This is a genomic window from Flavobacteriaceae bacterium (assembly GCA_014075215.1).
Taxonomy (GTDB): domain Bacteria; phylum Bacteroidota; class Bacteroidia; order Flavobacteriales; family Flavobacteriaceae; genus Polaribacter.
Genome location: CP046177.1, coordinates 3,225,192 through 3,243,184, shown reverse-complemented (window position 1 = coordinate 3,243,184; position 17,993 = coordinate 3,225,192). Strand labels below are relative to the sequence as shown.

Sequence of the window (17,993 nt, the reverse complement as noted above, 5' to 3'; positions counted from 1 at the left end):
CTTTTATGAAATCCCTATTAAATAGTGGTGAAACTCAGATTTGCCCCTTGTAAAAAACATGGTTTTATGATAGCCTGTTTTTCACTTCAACAGGTTTTTTTGGAATCAAAATCATTCTAAGAAACGCCCTTGGAGGTATTTAATGTTTCACAAAACAAAAAAACGTCAGTCATGGCAACACAAACAAAAACAGTAGCCCCAAAAAATGGAGTGGCTACTCAAAAAGGAGCAACAAATGTTGCAAAAAAGTCGGAAGCTCTTAACAAAAGGCTTCCCACCGATTTTACCGTGCAAGAGCGTATCTCCCGATTGGAGCATTTACGCATTCTTGTACAAAAATACTCTGCGGTAAAGACCAAAGAAAACGACATGAAAACGTTCCTGATAGAAGCCGATGGCTCACAGGAGTATGTTATTTTCTTTTCAGGACATGATGAGAAGATGCGTATTACCAATACCAGTATTTTGAAAAAACTGGTGCAAGTGATACAATCGGAAATGAAGTCCTATCGTGAGAGTGTGGAAAACGATATCCTGAGCTTTTCTTTTGATGGCGAGGCTTAATGTTTTCCCAGCTTTACTTTTCCGTCTACAGCGATTTTGTTGTGGGCGGATTTTTTTTATTAAAAAAACACAGAGGACTGTGTTTTGATCATACGCTGATATATAGAATCGGTATTTTAAAAATGGATTATACCTCCAAAAACTCACAGGGTGAAAGTGAAGCAAATTCCAGATCAGGCATGCTCATTCTCGCCCTTCTTTTTAGCCAAAAATCCTTGTAATACGGCTTTATATTTTTAAGCAGTGTTGCTCTTTGATTGCCTGTAATAAATAAAGGGTGTTCAAGCCTTCGAAGCTCATCAGCAGTAAAGAGATTCCTAGCGGTGTACTGTCTGTTTTTCTCTTGAAACTCCCAGTTATCTCTCGACGGCTGACGGTAGGCTACCGTGGTTGTTCCCAAAAGTTTTTCCAGCATCTGTGCTGTGGAGAGTGGCATACCAGGGGCATAGATCTGATTGCATAAATTACTGATAATGGTTACCCCTTTTTCTCTGCCGTATCGAGCCTCGATCTGTGAGAGAGATTGGCAGATTAGCGTTAGAGAGACGCGCCTTTTTCTAAGAACAGTAATCCATGTATCGAATGAGGGTAGTGTCAAGTTCCCTCCCTCATCTAAAAGCACGTAGACGTCCTTTTGATACGATTTGGGAGTTTCCATAAGAAAATGAAGAGCATATATATTTAACCAACGAAAATGTTAGCTGGTTAACAGCAGAAATTATGGGAAATCCACAACAGTCATCAGTATCTTTGCCTGGTACTGAATTGATTGGAGATGCAACCGTATGTAGTAATAAAACAAATACCTATAGTATAGATGTTCCTTTATTTTGTATTGGTGCAATTAATTGGACAGTATCTTCTAACATAGAAATAATTTCGCAAAATTATAACACAATTACCGTTGCTCCTAAGTTTGGTTATATAGAAAATGCAGGCTTTGTTAGTGTTCGTATTCCTGAAGCAAACATAGAAAAAACAACAGGAGTTTGGGTTGGTTTACCAAATAGTGATAAAGTAAGTATTCAAAAAATAGGATCTTATAATTTTTATTCTGGTCGATGGACAAAGTTAAAAGCTACTTATTCAACATTGATGTATAACATAAACCAACCTTTTAATCTTACTTTTGAATGGCAAATACCAAATAGCCAGGTTAGAAGTTTTAACGATACTGCTTACAAAGATGTGAAGCCATATTATAGCGGGCAATTGAATATTGGCGTTAAAGCAATTAGCGAGTGTGGTTGTAGTGACTGGAAATACCGGTTATTTGAAGTCATATACGGTGGTAGTGGAGGAAGCACAGCACCTACCGACCTGATCAGAATAAGGTAAACCAGAAAGTTTTTGGATGTAAAACATATCGAGAAGTATCGTTGGCATCTCCAGTTTACTCTTTTTGAGTACATTTCACCTCATTTTGAGTTAAAAATAAAAAGTCAGAGGTAGTTCATTATTAATTTCTGAGAAGAATCTGTATTTTCGTGAAGAATCTGCATTTAAATTTTCGATATTGAATCTATTACTTCAACCTCAGTACAAAGAAAGATGGCTGATAGAAAGGTGTTTTAAAGCTATCAAATCAAGTGGCTTTGATATTGAAAATACACATTTACAAGACATAAAGCGTATTGAAAAACTTGTTCTACTTGTGATGATCGCTTTTGTGTGCTGTTATAAAGTAGGTATATATTTACATCAACTAAACCCTATCAAAATAAAAAAACACGGAAGAATGGCCAAAAGTATTTTTAAATATGGACTGGATTATATCGCTTCTGTGCTGTTAAACCATGTAAATCAAAACAATATTAACTTGACAAAATTTTTGTCATGTATTTAGGTAAAATTTATAAAAACCTTTTCAGAATACGGATTAAACCAGCCCATGATCTGACAGAGGTAAGCTTCTGATACGTTTTCCCGTTGCGGCAAAAATGGCATTGGTTATTGCCGGAGCAATAGGCGGTACGCCGGGCTCTCCCACTCCGGTGGGTGTTTCATCATTTCCGATAATGACAATTTCCATTTTAGGAACATCTTCCATCCGTGCCATTTGATAATCGAAGAAATTGTTTTGTTCAATCGCACCATCTTTTGCAGTGATTTTTCCGTACATAACGATAGACATTCCAAATACGGCAGCACCTTCCATTTGATTTATTACTGAATCTTTATTTACGTACAACCCACAGTCCAGCACCGAATATATATGATGAATTTTTAATTTATTATGAATAACTGACACTTCTGCAACAGTAGCCACATAGCTGTAAAAACTATAATGAAATGCTACCCCCATTCCATAGTTTTCCGGTAATGCTTTGCTCCAGTTCGACATTCTTTTTACTTCGTTGATCACATTTTTTAACCGGGCCGAATTAAACGGATACTGACTCCTGCCTTTTATAATTCTGTTTTTTCCAATCAAATCAAGTTTGAATTGCATCGGGTCTTTTTTTGCTGCTACAGCCAATTCATCGGCAAAAGAGTTTACACCAAAACTATGATGAATATTACACACAGAGCGCATCCACCCTATCCGGACATGTGCTTCTGCTTTTGCATTTTCCAGCCGTACGTTAGGAATTTGAAAAGGGTTGTTGTTAAATCCTTGGGCCAATTCAAAACCGGACGCATAATCAGACAATGGTTTAAATGTAGAGACAATAGACGGAAAAGCAGTTCTGTGTAACCACCCGGAAACGTTTCCGTTCTTATCAATGGAACCTTTTAGATATTGTGCACTTATGGCGTGATAATAACTGTGCTTTATATCGTCTTCTCTAGACCAGATTACCTGGATCGGAGTATTTGTTTTTTGCGATAAAATGGCTGCCTCCACCACATAATCCGGTTTCGATTTTCTTCCGAATCCGCCTCCCAGAAAAGTAACATTAACCGTAACATCTTTTTTATCGATTCCCAAATTAGCAGCTATTTCCGTTCTGGCAGTTTGCGGGTCTTGAGTAGGTGCCCAAACTTCACATGTCCCGTCTTTTACATGAGCTGTCGCATTTGGGACTTCCATAGGAGTATGTACCAAATGAGGTATTACATAGGTAGCTTCTATTACATTTTCGGCATCGGAAAAAGCGTTGAATACGTTACCTGTTGAGCCGGGGGTTACTTTTGCCGGACGATGAACTCTCTCGATTATCTTTTTCCTGAATCTTGTAGTATCATAGGAGCTGTTTTTTCCTAAATTCCACTCCACCTTTATATTGTTTTTTCCTTGAAAAGCAGACCAGGTATTGGAGGCCACTACGGCAACTCCTCCTAAAACGCCAAATGGGCCACTGCTTTTTTCCAGTACTACTACATCTTCTACTCCTTTAATTGCCAGGGCATCTTTTTCGTCAAAGGTTTTTACGGTTCCAAAAGTAACAGGGCAGCGTGCAATAGCTGCATATTTCATGCCGGGTAACCGGATATCCATTCCATAAACAGCTTTTCCACGAATGAAATCATCAATATCAAAGCTTTTCAACGCTTTTCCTATATATTTGAAATCCTTTTTATCTTTTAACTTGACATTTTCAACATTGACTTCGATATCTCTGGCAGCTTCCACCAGATCACCATAAAATAGCTTCTCATGGGTAACTTTATTTATTACAAAATGATTTTCGGCTTTACAATCCGCAGTTGCTATCTTCCATTTTTTTGCTGCGGCTGAAAGGAGCATTTCTTTAGCCATTGCTCCCATTTTTCGCATGGGAGTCAGCAGTGTTCTTATACTTCGGGAACCATCCGTATTTTGGTCTCCAAATTTTGCATCGCCTGTTGCTTGTTTAATTGACACATATTTCCAATCCGCTTCCAGTTCATCTGCAATGGCAGATGCCATAGAGGTCCTGATCCCCTGTCCCATTTCAGAACGGGTAACCACTATTGTCAACGTTCCGTCTTTTTGAAGTTGTACAAACAGATTAGGCACAAAAGAAACACCATCTTCTAAGACATTTATTACAGTTCCTTCGGAAAAATTACAGCCTAGCCATATACCTCCCGATGCCAACCCAAACATTTTAATAAAATTTCTCCTGCTGATAGCTCTTTTCATTGTGTTTGCTTTCTGAGTTTTACTGCTTCATGAATTGCTTTTTTGATACGTATATACGTTCCACATCTACAAATGTTCCCACTCATAACTACATCAATATCCTCATCTGAAGGACTTTCGTTTGCATCCAATAATGCAGTAGCTGCCATAATTTGCCCGGGCTGGCAGTAACCACATTGTGGTACATTTAGCTCTTTCCACGCCTGACGTACAAGAGCCATCGTAGGCGTTGTATGCTCAATCGTCATGACTTCTTTTCCTATGGCAAAACTCAAAGGCATACTACAGGACTTTACCAATATGCCATCTACCATAACCGAACAAGCACCGCACTGTGCAACTCCACAACCAAATTTAGTTCCGGTAAGCCCTACTAAATCCCTAAGAGCCCATAACAGGGGCATATGAGTACTCGGAACATCTACTTCATACGATTTTCCATTAATTAAAAGTGTTTGCATAAAAAAATAATTTTAGATGCTTAAAGTTATTAAAACCATACAAAGGATTCTTTTTACCTATTCAAATACACCCAACCGGTAATTGGTTTATATGTGCTATCATTTAAGTTGAGTGTATAAAAATAAGTCCCTACCGGGAGTTCTTTACCTGTATTCAAATGGGTTCCTTTCCAATTTGGTGTATTGTTATTCCCTTTATATACCAACGACCCATATCTGTTATAAATTAATAATTGATATCGGGTAAAAATATTTTTAAGTCCTTCTATGGTAAATTCTTCGTTGATACCATCTCCGTTAGGTGAAAAAAGATTATATACCATAGGTGGGCAATTTTCTATCTGTAACAGTATGGTATTGGTGCTAAAGCATCCGGTAGTGCCATTTTCTGTTTTTATAAACAATCTTTGCGGATTAGCAGTGTTATTGTAGATAAATGATGCATTAATTTCATTAGTATCATTTATCAAATCTTCTTCTGTAGGATACCACTTAAATACGGTATTACTCGGATAATTCTGATTTAAAAAATTTGTAATTGCAGTCAAGTCAAAATCACCTGTCTCAAAACCTTTATTGCAGACGGTTAGTAATTCGAGTTCTACTATATCCGGAGCGGGAGGGTAATTGATATTAAAAATATCCGAATTGTTGTCTTCATCAAGTTCTAAAATCAGGTCTTGTTCATCAACCACCATCCTAATCTCAAAATCCGGTAGTACATTTTCCGGAATTGTCAGTATCAGTGTATTATTTTCCGAGCCATTAATGAGTATTTCATTTTGGGTAGCTAAGATTTCCGCAAGTGTATCATTTATATAGACTGAAATTTCAGTCCCGGGAGGTAAAGCAGCCGTACTATTTCGGTTATGTACCGTAAAATCAACCGTAACCATTCGTTCGTTGCAGTTAGTAACCGCCACATTATTAATGTCTACCGTTGCATCCGGTAATTGACTGTTTAGTTTTGTGATGATGGTATTAATCATTACAAAATCTTGCCCGGACGTGAGGCTTACTGTTGCCGAATTATCTCCAATAGCAATATTATTCTGAATATTATAAAAGTCAATATCCATATTAAACAAATTACTCTGATTTGTAAAGCTATTGGTTCCGTTAAAAGCGTTGGTTACCGGATTTAACGGAGGATTGGAGATAAGGTTTCCATTGACTAACAGAGATTCATTTACGCTGAGACCCGCATCTCCTTCCCAGGCGACAAATCCGATTCTTGCACCATCATTATCAATTACATTCAAATTATCTAATTGAATTGACAACGCAGATGGTACGTGCTGTAATCCGTCATATACATTTATTTGGTTCAAAGAAAGGCTATCTTCTTCGTAAATAATTACAATTGCCCACCCTCCAAAGTTTGTTGAGTTAAAACAGTAATTAGCAATTACAGAAGTTAAATCCAATTCCGACAGTGTATAAGTAGTGTTTCTCTCGGCTTTTATCTGTTCGGTTACATCCGCAAAAGCAGAAAAAAATTCCAAATTCCACGTTTCTAATGTATCTCTGAAGATTTTTGTTGCGTCAATAATACTGTCATTCAGCTTTACCTGAAAGTCGCCCGAACCTGAACCTGCCCAATACAAATAAGCTGCTCTGATAGTATCATTCGGTTGCAATGCTAATGTGGCATCGGATTGTGTATTGATAATACATGGAGCAAAGAATCCGTTTTCCTGTGTATTCAATGTGTTGCCTATCATGGTAAAATCTATACGACCTCCAAACTGCTTAAATAATTGTACATCCTGAGCATTTGTTTTCAGGAAGCACAAAAACGTTAGTAAGAAAAAAAATACTCTCATTGTACCATTTTTTAAATAGCTAATACACTTTAAAAACCGGCAACATTAAATGAGCTTTTTCATAATACGGACTTTTTTTGTAAATAAAATTGAGCTGAGCTTTTGGGTCTCCGGCAAAATTTATATCTGTTTTTATCTTGTTGTCAAAACGTTTTTTTATTTTCGGGTGCCCCTTTAAAAATTGCGCTGCAATCTCTTCAAAAACATAAGAAGAATATCCTTCTTTTTGCTGTAAAACAGTGTCGAAAAAATTCCAGTTAAAAAAAGAATCTGTTGCTGAGGCTTCCAGAGTTTCCAGAAGATACCTGATTCCTTTTTGATTTGTGGAAATGTAGATATCTCCTTTTGTAAAATGTATCTTTTGATTCGATGTACTTACGGAAGTATCGTAATGTAAATAATGTCCTTCGTATGTCTTAGTTCGGGTTTTGTAGTCTGCTATATGTTGTACTTCAACTTCTACAATCGTATCTTTTTTAAAACGAGTATACGTTATCTGATTATTTTCCAATCGACTTATAATCCTATGCCAGCTTTGTCGCAATATATATCCTTTTGGAATGCGTATTTCTTTAGTAACTGTAAAGTTGTTATAGTAGCTTACCTGTTTTGTATACGGTTTGGTCCTATCGTAAAACAATCGTTTTCCAGTAGTTACATCGCTATTTATATAGGAACCTTCATATCCTTTAAATTGTAATATTGTTGGGCTTTCTTTATCGGTTTGGTAGGTAATCGGATAAGTTTCTTTAGCTAAAATCTCTTGGGTAGCTTTACTTCTCAATTCTTTAATTGCTGTTGAATTTTCTTCTGTAAAGTTCAATACGGAAAGCATTAGTTCATACGTTTGTGCCACTCTTATTTTATAAGGCTTTAGCATATGGGTTTCTACCATCAGTCCTAAGGTGTTAAACAATGCCGTATATCCTGTTGAATATCTTGGAGAGTCGAAAAATTGCGAAAATCCTTTTTCAGGGGTACTGCCCCATACGTTTACATAGGGTGTAATTAAAATGCCTTTTTTAGCCAATGACACTTCCATGGCAGGCCGCATTTGTGTTTCCAAAAACACTCCCAAATTCCCTCCTAACTTGTTATGCTGTGTAAATAAATGGCTTATCGCATATTGGTAATCTGCGCCATTACTTACGTGATTATCAATAAATACATCCGGGTTTATCGTATGAAAAATAGTTGCGAATGCAGCAGCGTTTTTTGTATCTTGTTTGATGAAATCTCTATTCAAATCAAAGTTTCTTGCATTGCCTCTAAAACCATATGCTTTTGGGCCATTTTGATTTGCTCTTGTATATGAATTTCTGTTTAAAGCACCTCCTATATTATAAACCGGAATAACCGCTATTAATGTATTTTGATATTTCTTTTGCAGCACATCATTTTGTACTATATCTCTCAGCATCAGCATAGAAGCATCTATACCGTCCGGCTCTCCCGGATGAATTCCATTATTTATTAATAACTTATTTTTTTGTGTTGATTTAAAATCACCTAAATTGATTTTGCCATCGGCATTAAAAACCGCTAAATGCAGCGGTTTTCCTGAATCTGTTTGCCCTATCTCAAATAAAGAAATTTCACGATACGTATCGGCTAACTTTGTATAATATAAAATAACGTCTTTATATTCAGAGGTTTCAGTTCCGCTGGATTTTTCAAATGGTGTTATCAAATGATGTTGTTCTTCCTTCTTTGGTTCCTCGCAGGAGAGGAGATTCAGAAGAATTAGAAAAAAAGTTATTTTTTTCACACGTTCACATTATTATTTTTAGATAGAGTAAAGAAAAAAGTAGTTCCTACTTTCAATTCACTTTCCACCCAAATATTTCCATTGTTTTTGGTAATTATTTTTTTTACCAATGCCAATCCGATACCTGTAGAATTTTCGTCAAAATTTACTTCCAGCCTTTCAAATAATCCGAATATTTTGTTATAGTATTTTTTCTCAATCCCTATCCCGTTATCAGCTACCGAGAATAGATGATTTTCTTCTTGCTCCTGATAATCTATAGCGATGCGTATATCTTTCTTATCATTATATTTTATAGCATTTTGTATCAAATTTTGAAATACTTGTATCATCTGAGAATTATTAAAAGGAATTTTAGGGAGTTTATTCTTTATGGTAATGACACAATTAGCCGTATTTAATGTAATTAATTCTTTGACCAACTTGTTTATATCTACCATAGTAATTTTTCCGTATACTTTGTTTTGTAAAGAATAATCCAGGATTCCTTCTATGAGTAGATACATTTGAGATACTTGTGTTTTTATTAACTTTAATTTGTCATTTATAGTTCCCGTATTTTCTTCAATTAACCAGTCGGAAAGCGTAACAATATTTTTTAGAGGCTGTTTTAAATCATGTGAAATTACATAAACAAAATCCCGTAAATCTTCGTTCTTTTCATGGAGTTCATTAGCTCTTTTTTCCAAATCTTTAGTCCTCAAGCTTACTTTTTCTTCCAATTCATTATTTACATCTTTAAGCTTTTTCTTTTGTCTTAAGTTTGCGGTTAGCATAAAGAAAGAAAATAGCAAGATAGTTCCCATAGAGGTAATAACTGCACTTGTAGATATTATATCCATATTTGACCTGAATACTTTTTCTACAATATGGATAAACTCCAAACTAATAAAAATAATTATCAACATTCTGGAATTAAGCATCAAAAGAGAACCAAATATGGTTATATATGTGCCTAATAAATAATCTACGGTAAAATTATTAAGATAACTTATATAGATAAGGTAGTGGATAAATAAGAAAATTAATCCAAAGAAAAAATGCTCATAGTATTTTAGCACTTTCTCTATTTTAGTTAAATAAAGTGCTGCTAATATTAGGAAAATCAATGAAAAAATTTCTCTACTGAATTTTGGTTCAACAGCGTTTGCGTTATAATAATGGATAATCATCCCATAAACACATGATCCTACTGCAACTAGTAAAGAGATTTGTGCATAGTTTTTAATAAGATAAGGTTCTAGTTTAGCAGGTTCTTTTATTCTATTGATAAGCATTACACTATTATATTTTTTTAACATGTGTTAGGTTAGTTACAGAGCTTGGAACAAAAGAAGCAACATTACCTCCATTACGTATAATATCTCTTACAATAGACGAGCTAATAAATGAGGTTTCTGCGCTGGTCAGTAAAAATACGGTTTCTATACCCGAAAGTTTTCTATTGCTTTGCGCAATTGCCTTTTCAAATTCAAAGTCAGCAGGATTCCTTAATCCGCGAACGATAAATTGCGCACTGATAGATTTACAATAATCAACTGTTAGTCCCCTGTATGTATCTACAACTATTTTTTTCTCGGCAGAAAAAGTATCCTCAATAAGTTTTATTCGTTGATCTGTAGAGAACATATATTTTTTTTCAGAATTGATTCCAACGGCAATCACAATCTTATCAAATAACGAAACAGCCTTTTTTATGATATCCACATGTCCGGAAGTAATCGGATCAAATGAACCGGGGAAAACTGCTTTTTTCATATAAGTTAATTTAGTGCCATTTTAATGGCATTATCAAACAGTTCGGTTAAACTAATACCTGCTTCTTTTGCTTGCTGTGGCAAAATGCTTTCTTCAGTAAAACCGGGAACGGTATTCATTTCTATAAAATGCGGCATACCGTTTACTAAAATATATTCGGATCGTGTAAATCCGCTCATGTTTAGAATATGATAGGCTTTTTTAGCTACTGCTTCTACTTTCTTCTTGGTATCTTCAGTTATTCCGGCCGGGGTAATCTCTTGTGATTTTCCTTCATATTTTGCCTCATAATCAAAAAAATCATTTTCAGGCACAATTTCGGTAATAGGCAATACGATAGTTTCTTCTTTATAAGAAATCACTCCAACTGATACCTCTGTTCCGTTTAAGAAAGATTCGATTAAAATTTCGGAATCTTCTTGATATGCCTTTTCTATAGCATAAATCAATTCTTCTTTTTTATATACCTTAGAGATGCCAAAACTTGAACCTGCATGATTGGGTTTTACAAAACAAGGGAAACCCACTTTTTCGATAATTTTATCAACCTGTATCTCATCTCCTTTATTTAAGTAATAAGAAACCGCAGTAGGGATGCCATATGCACTAACTATACTCAGACAATCTCTTTTGTTGAAAGTCAACGCCATTTGATAAAAAGGAGCCGATGTATGTCTCATCCCTATTAGATTAAAATATGCCGATAATAGTCCATTTTCGCCCGGGCTTCCGTGAATGGCATTAAAAACACAATCAAAAATAATCTTTTCTCTATCAATAACTACCGAAAAATCATTCTTATCTATTGAGTATTTTTTTGTTTCTGTTTCTACAAACCACCCTGCTTTTAAAATCAGAACACTATAAAGATTGTATTTATTTTTATCCAGGTAATTATAGACAACCATACCACTTTTAACGGATATGCTACTTTCGGAGGAGTATCCTCCCATAACGATAGCAATATTCTTTTTGCTCATAAAGACAGAGATTTATACAAACTTAATTAAAAAAATCTTCTGAATTTGTACAGAATCAAAAATTAATATCTCCTATTTTTGCTGTACATTTGCTACATTCTCAATGAACTCATTTAGACTTTTGGGGTTTAGGCGAAAATTAGAAGTTTTTAGCAAACTCAAAAAGTTTAAACAAGTTCAATATATGAGACCTTTGAATTGATTTGACAAAAAAGTTCGACGCCCGAAGAAAATTTTCAACCGGAATAACCCATTGGTTTTGAGGGTTTAAAATTTTCGAGAAGGAAGAAATTTGAAGTCAAATCAATTTCAATACGGAATATATCACTATTTTGCAAAGGTCTCTATATATACCTATGATATGAATTTGACTGTATTTTTAAAAAGTAAATCTTTTTTTATACAAATAGGCATTGCTATCGGGTGCTTTATATTATTTATTTTTATGCTACAACGATGGTTGAATTATACGACAAATCACGATCAAAAAATAGAAGTTCCGGATTTAAACAGGTCTTCTTTAGCAGAAGTGCAGGTAACTTTAAGAGGATTGAATCTGGGCTATATCATTCAGGACTCCAGCAGATATAATCCGAATTATCCTGCTAAATCTGTTATGGAACAATTGCCCGAAGCAGGTGATTTTGTAAAAGAAAAACGTAAAATTTATTTGGTCATAAATCCTTCCAAATACAGAGATATTATGATTCCCGATCTAAACGGACGTACCAAAAGACAGGCAATGACACAGCTACAATCTATTGGTTTCAACATAGGGGAATTTTATTTTGTTCATGATATTGGAAAAGATGTAGTTCGTGGCCTAAGGTATAATGGTCAAAAATTAAATCCGGGAGTAAAATTACCTAAAAACTCAACTATAGATTTAGTTTTAGGCGACGGAAAAAGATAGCACTATTTTAAAGTGAATGAAGAGAAATTAGACAACGAAAAAGCATACGAACATTATTGCTTTACAGCTCGTGAAGGACAAGCACCATTGCGAGTTGATAAATTTTTAATAAATTTTATAGAAAATGCCACCCGAAATAAAATTCAACTCGCTGCAAAAGCCGGTAATATTCTGGTAAATGAAGTTTCCGTAAAATCCAATTATAAAGTAAAACCCAATGATATTGTCCGTGTGGTTTTTTTCTATCCCCCTCATGAGAATTTACTGGTCGCGGAAGATATCCCTCTGGATATTGTTTTTGAAGATGCATCTCTAATTGTTGTAAATAAGCCGCCAGGAATGGTGGTACATCCCGGTCACGGAAATTATTCGGGAACCTTGGTAAATGGTCTTATGAATCATATAGAAAATTTACCTGTTAACGGCAATCATTACCCGGGTTTGGTACATCGCCTTGATAAAGACACAAGTGGTCTGTTAGTAGTTGCCAAAACAGATGCTGCTATGGCACATTTAGCTAAACAGTTTTTTTACAGGACTACCGAGCGTTTATACTATACCTTAGTTTGGGGTAATATTAAAGAAGATAAAGGTACCATTAAAGGCCATATCGGACGTAATCCTAAGAATCGGCTACAAATGGATGTATTTCCTGACGGCGAGTATGGAAAACCCGCCGTTACACATTTTAAAGTTATAGAGCGGTTGACTTATGTAACGTTCATTGAGTGCAAATTGGAAACCGGAAGAACACATCAAATCCGCGCTCATTTTAAACATATCGGGCATCCGCTTTTCAACGACGAGCGTTATGGTGGAGATCAAATATTAAAAGGAACTACATTTACCAAATACAAACAATTTGTAGAAAACTGTTTTCACGTGTTGCCCAGACAGGCATTGCATGCAAAAACACTGGGATTTACACATCCTATTACCGGAAAATTCTTACAATTTGATTCTGAAATTCCCGAAGATATGAAAACCTGTTTGGAGAAATGGCGTATGTATGCAGAACATTTTAAAGAATAATTATCCTATGCAAGGATTAACAGTACCCTGATGTACCTTATTTATATTCGCTCTTATATATAAAAAGAAAAATTATTGTCTTGGATAATTACAAATTATAGCTAATTCCTAACATTAGGACTCTAAGTAATATGAAAGTTTTTGTATCTGATATTAAATATTCAGAAAAAGAGCTATTCCTTTTAAAACCGGTATTGAAAAGATTGTTTGAGAAAACTTTATACGTCCATGCACTATTTTCCTTTCGGTATGAAAATGTGAAGCCTAGCTATATCAAATCTATTTCTTTGATTTAATGCTTTGTTTTTATAATCGTACAGCGTGTAGTCAAAAGAAAAAATAAATCCCTTTGAAAAAATCATAATTTGAGACCTTTGCAAAATAGTGGTATATTCCGTATTGAAATTGATTTGGCTTCAAATTTCTTCCTTCTCGAAAATTTTAAATTCTCAAAACCAACAGGTTATTCCGATTCAAAATTTTCTTCGAGCGTTGAACTTTTTTGCCAAATCAATTTTGCAAAGGTCTCATTTATAATATAATCGATTTTTGAGTATATTTTTTTAGTTTTTTGAATATGTGAACTTACTACATTAGCCTGGACATAAAGGAGCGAGATTTAGAGTTAACGTAATTAACTTTGAATTATGAAAAAACAAAAACGTAATTACAGTCCCACATTTAAACAAAAAGCTGTAGAATTACAGTTATGCCCGCGGCAATGTAAAACAGGTTTGCCAGGAATTAGATATTCCTTATTCGGTTCTATTTCGTTGGCGTAGAGAAGAAAAAAAGTATGGCAAAAATAGTTTTCCGGGAAAGGGTAATCCCAAGCAAACAGACGAGGAAAAAGAAATAGCTCGTTTAAAGAAACAATTACCAGATATGGAATTAGAGTGTGATATTCTAAAAAAGGCGATCAGCATCTTTTCAACGAGCGACAGGAAAAATTTAGATTTATAAAAAAGCATAAAATGAAATTTCCTGTTGAAAAGATGTGTCAAATCTTAGGTGTAAGTAAAAGCGGTTATTATAATTGGTTAAGCTCAGGTACTAGTAAATTATGGTTAGAGAACCAAAAGCTGTCCATCGAAATACATGCTATATTTGAAATGAGTCATCACAGTTATCGGTCTCCAAGAATAAAAACAGAATTAGAAGCTTTAGACTATAACGTATCAAAACCACCTGTAGCCCATATTATGAAAGCAAATCATTTGCATGCTGTAAGGACACGTAAATTTAAGGCTACCTCAGATTCAAAACACAATTACCTCATATCGCCTAATTTACTAAATCAAAATTTTAAAGTTAAACGCAAAAATCAAGTATGGGTAAGTGATATTACTTATATCCATACCAAACAGGGCTGGTTGTACTTAACCGTTATTATTGATTTATACCGTCGTAAAATAGTAGGATGGTCTTTAAGCGATAACGTAATCAAAGAAGACACCTTTGTAAAAGCTTGGAATATGGCTGTAGCCAATAATCCTATAACTAAAAAACTCATATTTCACTTTGACAGAGGTAGTCAGTAACCCAGTGAATGTTTTAGAAATATTCTAAAAAACTATAATGGATGAGTTCAGCAATCTATGAGCAGAAAAGGAAATTGCCGGGATAATGCAGGAACAGAATCTTTCTTTAAGTCTTTAAAAGTAGAATGGGTATACAAGCACAATTATCAACAAAATCTCAAACAGAACTCTCCATTTTTGAATGGATAGAAACTTTGGACTTGCTACATTTAGAGTGACAAAGAGTTAAGCTAATTTTATCTAAAATAACTTAACCATATGAAACGAAGAAAATACAGTAAAGAGTTTAAAATTAAAGCAGTAGAATTAAGCAATGTACGAGGTAACACAAAGCAGATTGCCATGGAATTGGGAATCAGTGCAGATCTTATTTACAGATGGCGTAGAGAATTAGAACAGCGTCCTGATTTAGCTTTTAGCGGTAATGGCGTCAACAACTCACAGAAGATCAGAAAGAGTTAGAGCGATTACGTAAACAGCTCAAGGATGTTACCATGGAGCGGGATATCTTAAAAAAGGCCGTGAGCATCTTCTCCAAGAGCGATCGGAAGTATTGAAATTTATCAAAGATTACAGTAGAGAATATCCGGTTGGGAAGATGTGTAAAATTTTTAAAATTAGTAGAAACAGTTATTACAGGAGTAAGAATTATGTTCCATCAGATAGAGATGGAAAAAATCGTATGCTACTCTCTGAGATTCACCGTATCTGTGAGCGAAGTAAATCTACTTATGGAAGTCCTAGAATTACAGAGGAACTCAAAGCTAAAGGGTTTAAAGTATCTAGGTCTAGGGTAGCACGATTGATGAAAAAACACGGGATTAAAGCAGTTCGTAAAAAGAAATTTGTTGTCACGACAGATTCTAAGCATCAATATCCAGTAGCTGATAATGTATTGGATAGAGATTTTAAAGCTACCGCTGCTGCACAGAAATGGGTTTCTGATATTACCTATTTAAAGACTGCACAAGGATGGCTGTACTTAACGGTAATTATTGACCTGTTTGATCGTAAAGTCATTGGTTGGTCTTTGAGCAATGGACTCAAAGCAAGACAAACTATCATTGCTGCATGGAGAATGGCTGTAAACAACAGAATGCCTTGTGAAGGTATGATTTTTCATTCTGATCGAGGTGTACAATACGCATCTCATGCGTTTGTTAATATCCTTAAAAGTTATCATGTAACACCCAGTATGAGTAGAAAAGGAAACTGTTGGGATAATGCAGTAGCTGAATCTTTTTTTAAAACAATCAAAACAGAACTAATGATAGACAATAAGTTTATATCCAACAAAAGTCTTCAAATTAAAGTCTTTGAATACATAGAAACTTGGTACAACAGATACAGAAGACATTCTGCTCTTGGTTACAAAAATATCATCGAATTTGAAAAATTATATCAAATCAAAAATGTAGCTTAACTTTTTGTACCATTTTTTGTTGCATATCCACCAATGTATAACCAAAAGTTAGCAGCATAGTCTCTTAAATAATTGTCCTCTTTTTTGTTGCAAGTTCATATGGCTAAATCAACGTAACTTGACATAAATTAAGGTTTGCGGATACATTTTAAAGCAAGAGCGCTTACACTACCAGAATTGAGAACCAAAACAGTCATGGTTCTTGGTTCCAGAGTCAAGAAATCTTTTTTGCTTTCTTACTTGCTATAAAAAAACATAATTGATGAACTCATTTAAACTTTTTGGATGTAAGCGAACATTAGAAGTTTTTAGATATGTTGAAAGCTTTTTTGAGTTGCATAGCAGCACTACGGAAGGAAAAAAAGATAAAAACAGAGCTAAAAACACCCATTTTTTAGCAAATTGAAAAAGTTTAAATGAGTTCGATGTCAAAAAAGCAGTTGAAACTCTGAAAAGCTTCAGTAGAGCTTTACACTTTACACTTTTCAACTTTCTAACTGATTATGGAGAAAATTTACCTATAGATATGATTAGTGATATATCACTTGAACGTTTTTATTTTTCCATTGATCTATAAAAAAGGTTGATTAGCAGAAAAAGGAATTTTTGATTTGGATTATCGTCAGAGATTTGCAGCATAACTTTAAAATTTTATATATCATGAAAAAATTAAATGTATTAGTAGCCATCGTATTTGGATGTGTAAGTATGACTTCATTTGGTCAGGTGTTTTCTGGAAGCGGAACCATGAATGTGGAAGCAGAATTAGTAATTCCATTGACTGTGTCCGGTACTTTACTAGATTTTCAAAAAGTAGCCATTCCTGCTACAGGTAACCGTTACTATCATGTACAAGGAGATGGTAGCATGTATTCTGCGGCTACTTCAACAGCTACAACAGCAGACGGAGCACAGACAGATTTCGAAGGTTCTCCAACAGTAAGTACCGTTACGATAAAAGGAACTCCAAGTACTGCAATTCAGTTAACAGCAGCAGCTAGCTCTAACTTGACCAATGCAGGTGGTTCTACTATTGAGTTTGTTCCAAAATACTATTCATTTGGTGCTACAACAGCAGCAGCGATGACTACTTCATTAAATAGTAGTGGAGAGTTAAAGTTAAGTTTAGGTTGAAACATTAAAGTAGTAGGTCAGGATGATTCATCTCCAAGTACTCCGGGAGTATATACAGGTACTACAACATTATCAGCTCAGTACTAAGATAATAGCTATACAATAGCTTTCCTCAAAAGAATCATATAGGTTTTTTGATACTCAACACCTCGCCCTTGGGCGAGGTGTTGGGTTATGATACTATTTAAGAAGTTTGGAAGTCCTGGGTTTCAACTCTTTTAATACCAGTTCTAATTCTGCTTTGTCGTAAGAAAAGTTCATTTCGTCTACAGATAATAGTGCTTCGATGTTCTAGCGGGTAATTAATCCATTTATATACAGATATTTACACTATAAAGCTTTTAAATTTTTTGAATTGTGTCATTAACAAACAATATCGGAAATGCTATGAAAAGAGACTTATTAAAAAGAAGATAATGATATAACTGAATTAATTATCAACAAACAATATAGGTTTTAAAAATTGGAGCAATAGGCAAACACTATATGAAATTAAAATTTTATTTTTTATTTATTGGATTTTT

The 17,993-nt window shown here is 34.7% G+C and carries 16 protein-coding genes and 2 pseudogenes; 10 read left to right on the top strand and 8 right to left on the bottom strand.

The genetic code is table 11. The features are described 5' to 3' along the window. Positions 1-171: 171 nt before the first annotated feature. Entirely contained in the window at positions 172-564 is a 393-nt protein-coding gene (locus tag GKR88_16115) for a hypothetical protein (protein ID QMU65652.1), read from the top strand. Between the two features lie 127 nt (positions 565-691). On the opposite strand, the gene GKR88_16110 is transcribed toward GKR88_16115, so the two are convergent. Next, the gene (locus GKR88_16110) at positions 692-1,222 is read right to left on the bottom strand and encodes a TraM recognition domain-containing protein (protein QMU65651.1); all 531 of its coding nucleotides are present in this window, start codon (positions 1,220-1,222) and stop codon (positions 692-694) included. A 62-nt stretch (positions 1,223-1,284) separates the two neighbouring features. On the opposite strand from GKR88_16110, the gene GKR88_16105 reads away from it, so the two are divergent. Together GKR88_16105 and GKR88_16100 are read left to right on the top strand one after the other, a co-directional pair. Beyond that, entirely contained in the window at positions 1,285-1,902 is a 618-nt protein-coding gene (locus GKR88_16105; protein ID QMU65650.1) for a hypothetical protein, read from the top strand. 202 nt (positions 1,903-2,104) lie between these two features. Beyond that, a pseudogene (locus GKR88_16100) lies at positions 2,105-2,410 on the top strand (transposase). 33 nt (positions 2,411-2,443) lie between these two features. On the opposite strand, the gene GKR88_16095 reads toward GKR88_16100, so the two are convergent. From GKR88_16095 to GKR88_16065, 7 genes are read right to left on the bottom strand one after another with little or no spacing between them, the layout of a single operon-like run. Then, positions 2,444-4,633, bottom strand: coding sequence for a molybdopterin-dependent oxidoreductase (locus tag GKR88_16095; protein ID QMU65649.1), 2,190 nt, complete (start codon positions 4,631-4,633; stop codon positions 2,444-2,446). Further along, positions 4,630-5,094 (bottom strand): 2Fe-2S iron-sulfur cluster binding domain-containing protein, encoded by a 465-nt coding sequence (locus GKR88_16090; protein QMU65648.1) that lies wholly within the window; start codon positions 5,092-5,094, stop codon positions 4,630-4,632. The genes GKR88_16095 and GKR88_16090 overlap by 4 nt, the downstream gene beginning before the upstream one ends. Positions 5,095-5,147: 53 nt before the next feature. Then, on the bottom strand, positions 5,148-6,920 hold the full coding sequence (locus GKR88_16085; GenBank protein QMU65647.1) for a T9SS type B sorting domain-containing protein: 1,773 nt from the start codon (positions 6,918-6,920) through the stop codon (positions 5,148-5,150). A gap of 19 nt (positions 6,921-6,939) precedes the next feature. Beyond that, positions 6,940-8,688: a hypothetical protein gene (locus GKR88_16080; protein QMU65646.1), complete on the bottom strand. Its 1,749-nt coding sequence runs from the start codon at positions 8,686-8,688 to the stop codon at positions 6,940-6,942. Next, entirely contained in the window at positions 8,685-9,989 is a 1,305-nt protein-coding gene (locus tag GKR88_16075; GenBank protein QMU65645.1) for a GHKL domain-containing protein, read from the bottom strand. Before GKR88_16075 ends, GKR88_16080 begins: the two co-directional genes overlap by 4 nt. Next, positions 9,973-10,446 (bottom strand): pantetheine-phosphate adenylyltransferase, encoded by a 474-nt coding sequence (coaD, locus tag GKR88_16070; protein ID QMU65644.1) that lies wholly within the window; start codon positions 10,444-10,446, stop codon positions 9,973-9,975. The genes GKR88_16075 and coaD overlap by 17 nt, the downstream gene beginning before the upstream one ends. A gap of 5 nt (positions 10,447-10,451) precedes the next feature. Further along, positions 10,452-11,426, bottom strand: a complete 975-nt coding sequence (locus tag GKR88_16065; protein QMU65643.1) for a D-alanine--D-alanine ligase — start codon at positions 11,424-11,426, stop codon at positions 10,452-10,454. 361 nt (positions 11,427-11,787) lie between these two features. Between GKR88_16065 and GKR88_16060 the strand changes: the two genes are divergently transcribed. From GKR88_16060 to GKR88_16030, 7 genes and pseudogenes are all read left to right on the top strand, one after another. After that, complete coding sequence (locus GKR88_16060; GenBank protein QMU66756.1) at positions 11,788-12,339, top strand: PASTA domain-containing protein; 552 nt, start codon at positions 11,788-11,790, stop codon at positions 12,337-12,339. A 12-nt stretch (positions 12,340-12,351) separates the two neighbouring features. Continuing rightward, positions 12,352-13,371, top strand: coding sequence for an RluA family pseudouridine synthase (locus GKR88_16055; GenBank protein QMU65642.1), 1,020 nt, complete (start codon positions 12,352-12,354; stop codon positions 13,369-13,371). Positions 13,372-14,121: 750 nt separating this feature from the next. Next, a complete protein-coding gene (locus GKR88_16050; GenBank protein ID QMU66755.1) occupies positions 14,122-14,334 on the top strand; it encodes a hypothetical protein in 213 nt (70 codons plus the stop codon). 11 nt (positions 14,335-14,345) lie between these two features. Next, positions 14,346-14,912 (top strand): IS3 family transposase, encoded by a 567-nt coding sequence (locus GKR88_16045; protein QMU65641.1) that lies wholly within the window; start codon positions 14,346-14,348, stop codon positions 14,910-14,912. A 258-nt stretch (positions 14,913-15,170) separates the two neighbouring features. Beyond that, positions 15,171-16,335 (top strand): annotated as a pseudogene (locus GKR88_16040) (IS3 family transposase). Between the two features lie 262 nt (positions 16,336-16,597). Continuing rightward, positions 16,598-16,741: a hypothetical protein gene (locus tag GKR88_16035; GenBank protein ID QMU65640.1), complete on the top strand. Its 144-nt coding sequence runs from the start codon at positions 16,598-16,600 to the stop codon at positions 16,739-16,741. Between the two features lie 254 nt (positions 16,742-16,995). Further along, positions 16,996-17,469 carry a hypothetical protein gene (locus GKR88_16030; GenBank protein QMU65639.1) on the top strand — a complete coding sequence of 158 codons (474 nt, stop codon included), beginning with the start codon at positions 16,996-16,998 and terminating at the stop codon, positions 17,467-17,469. The last annotated feature ends 524 nt before the right edge of the window (positions 17,470-17,993 follow it).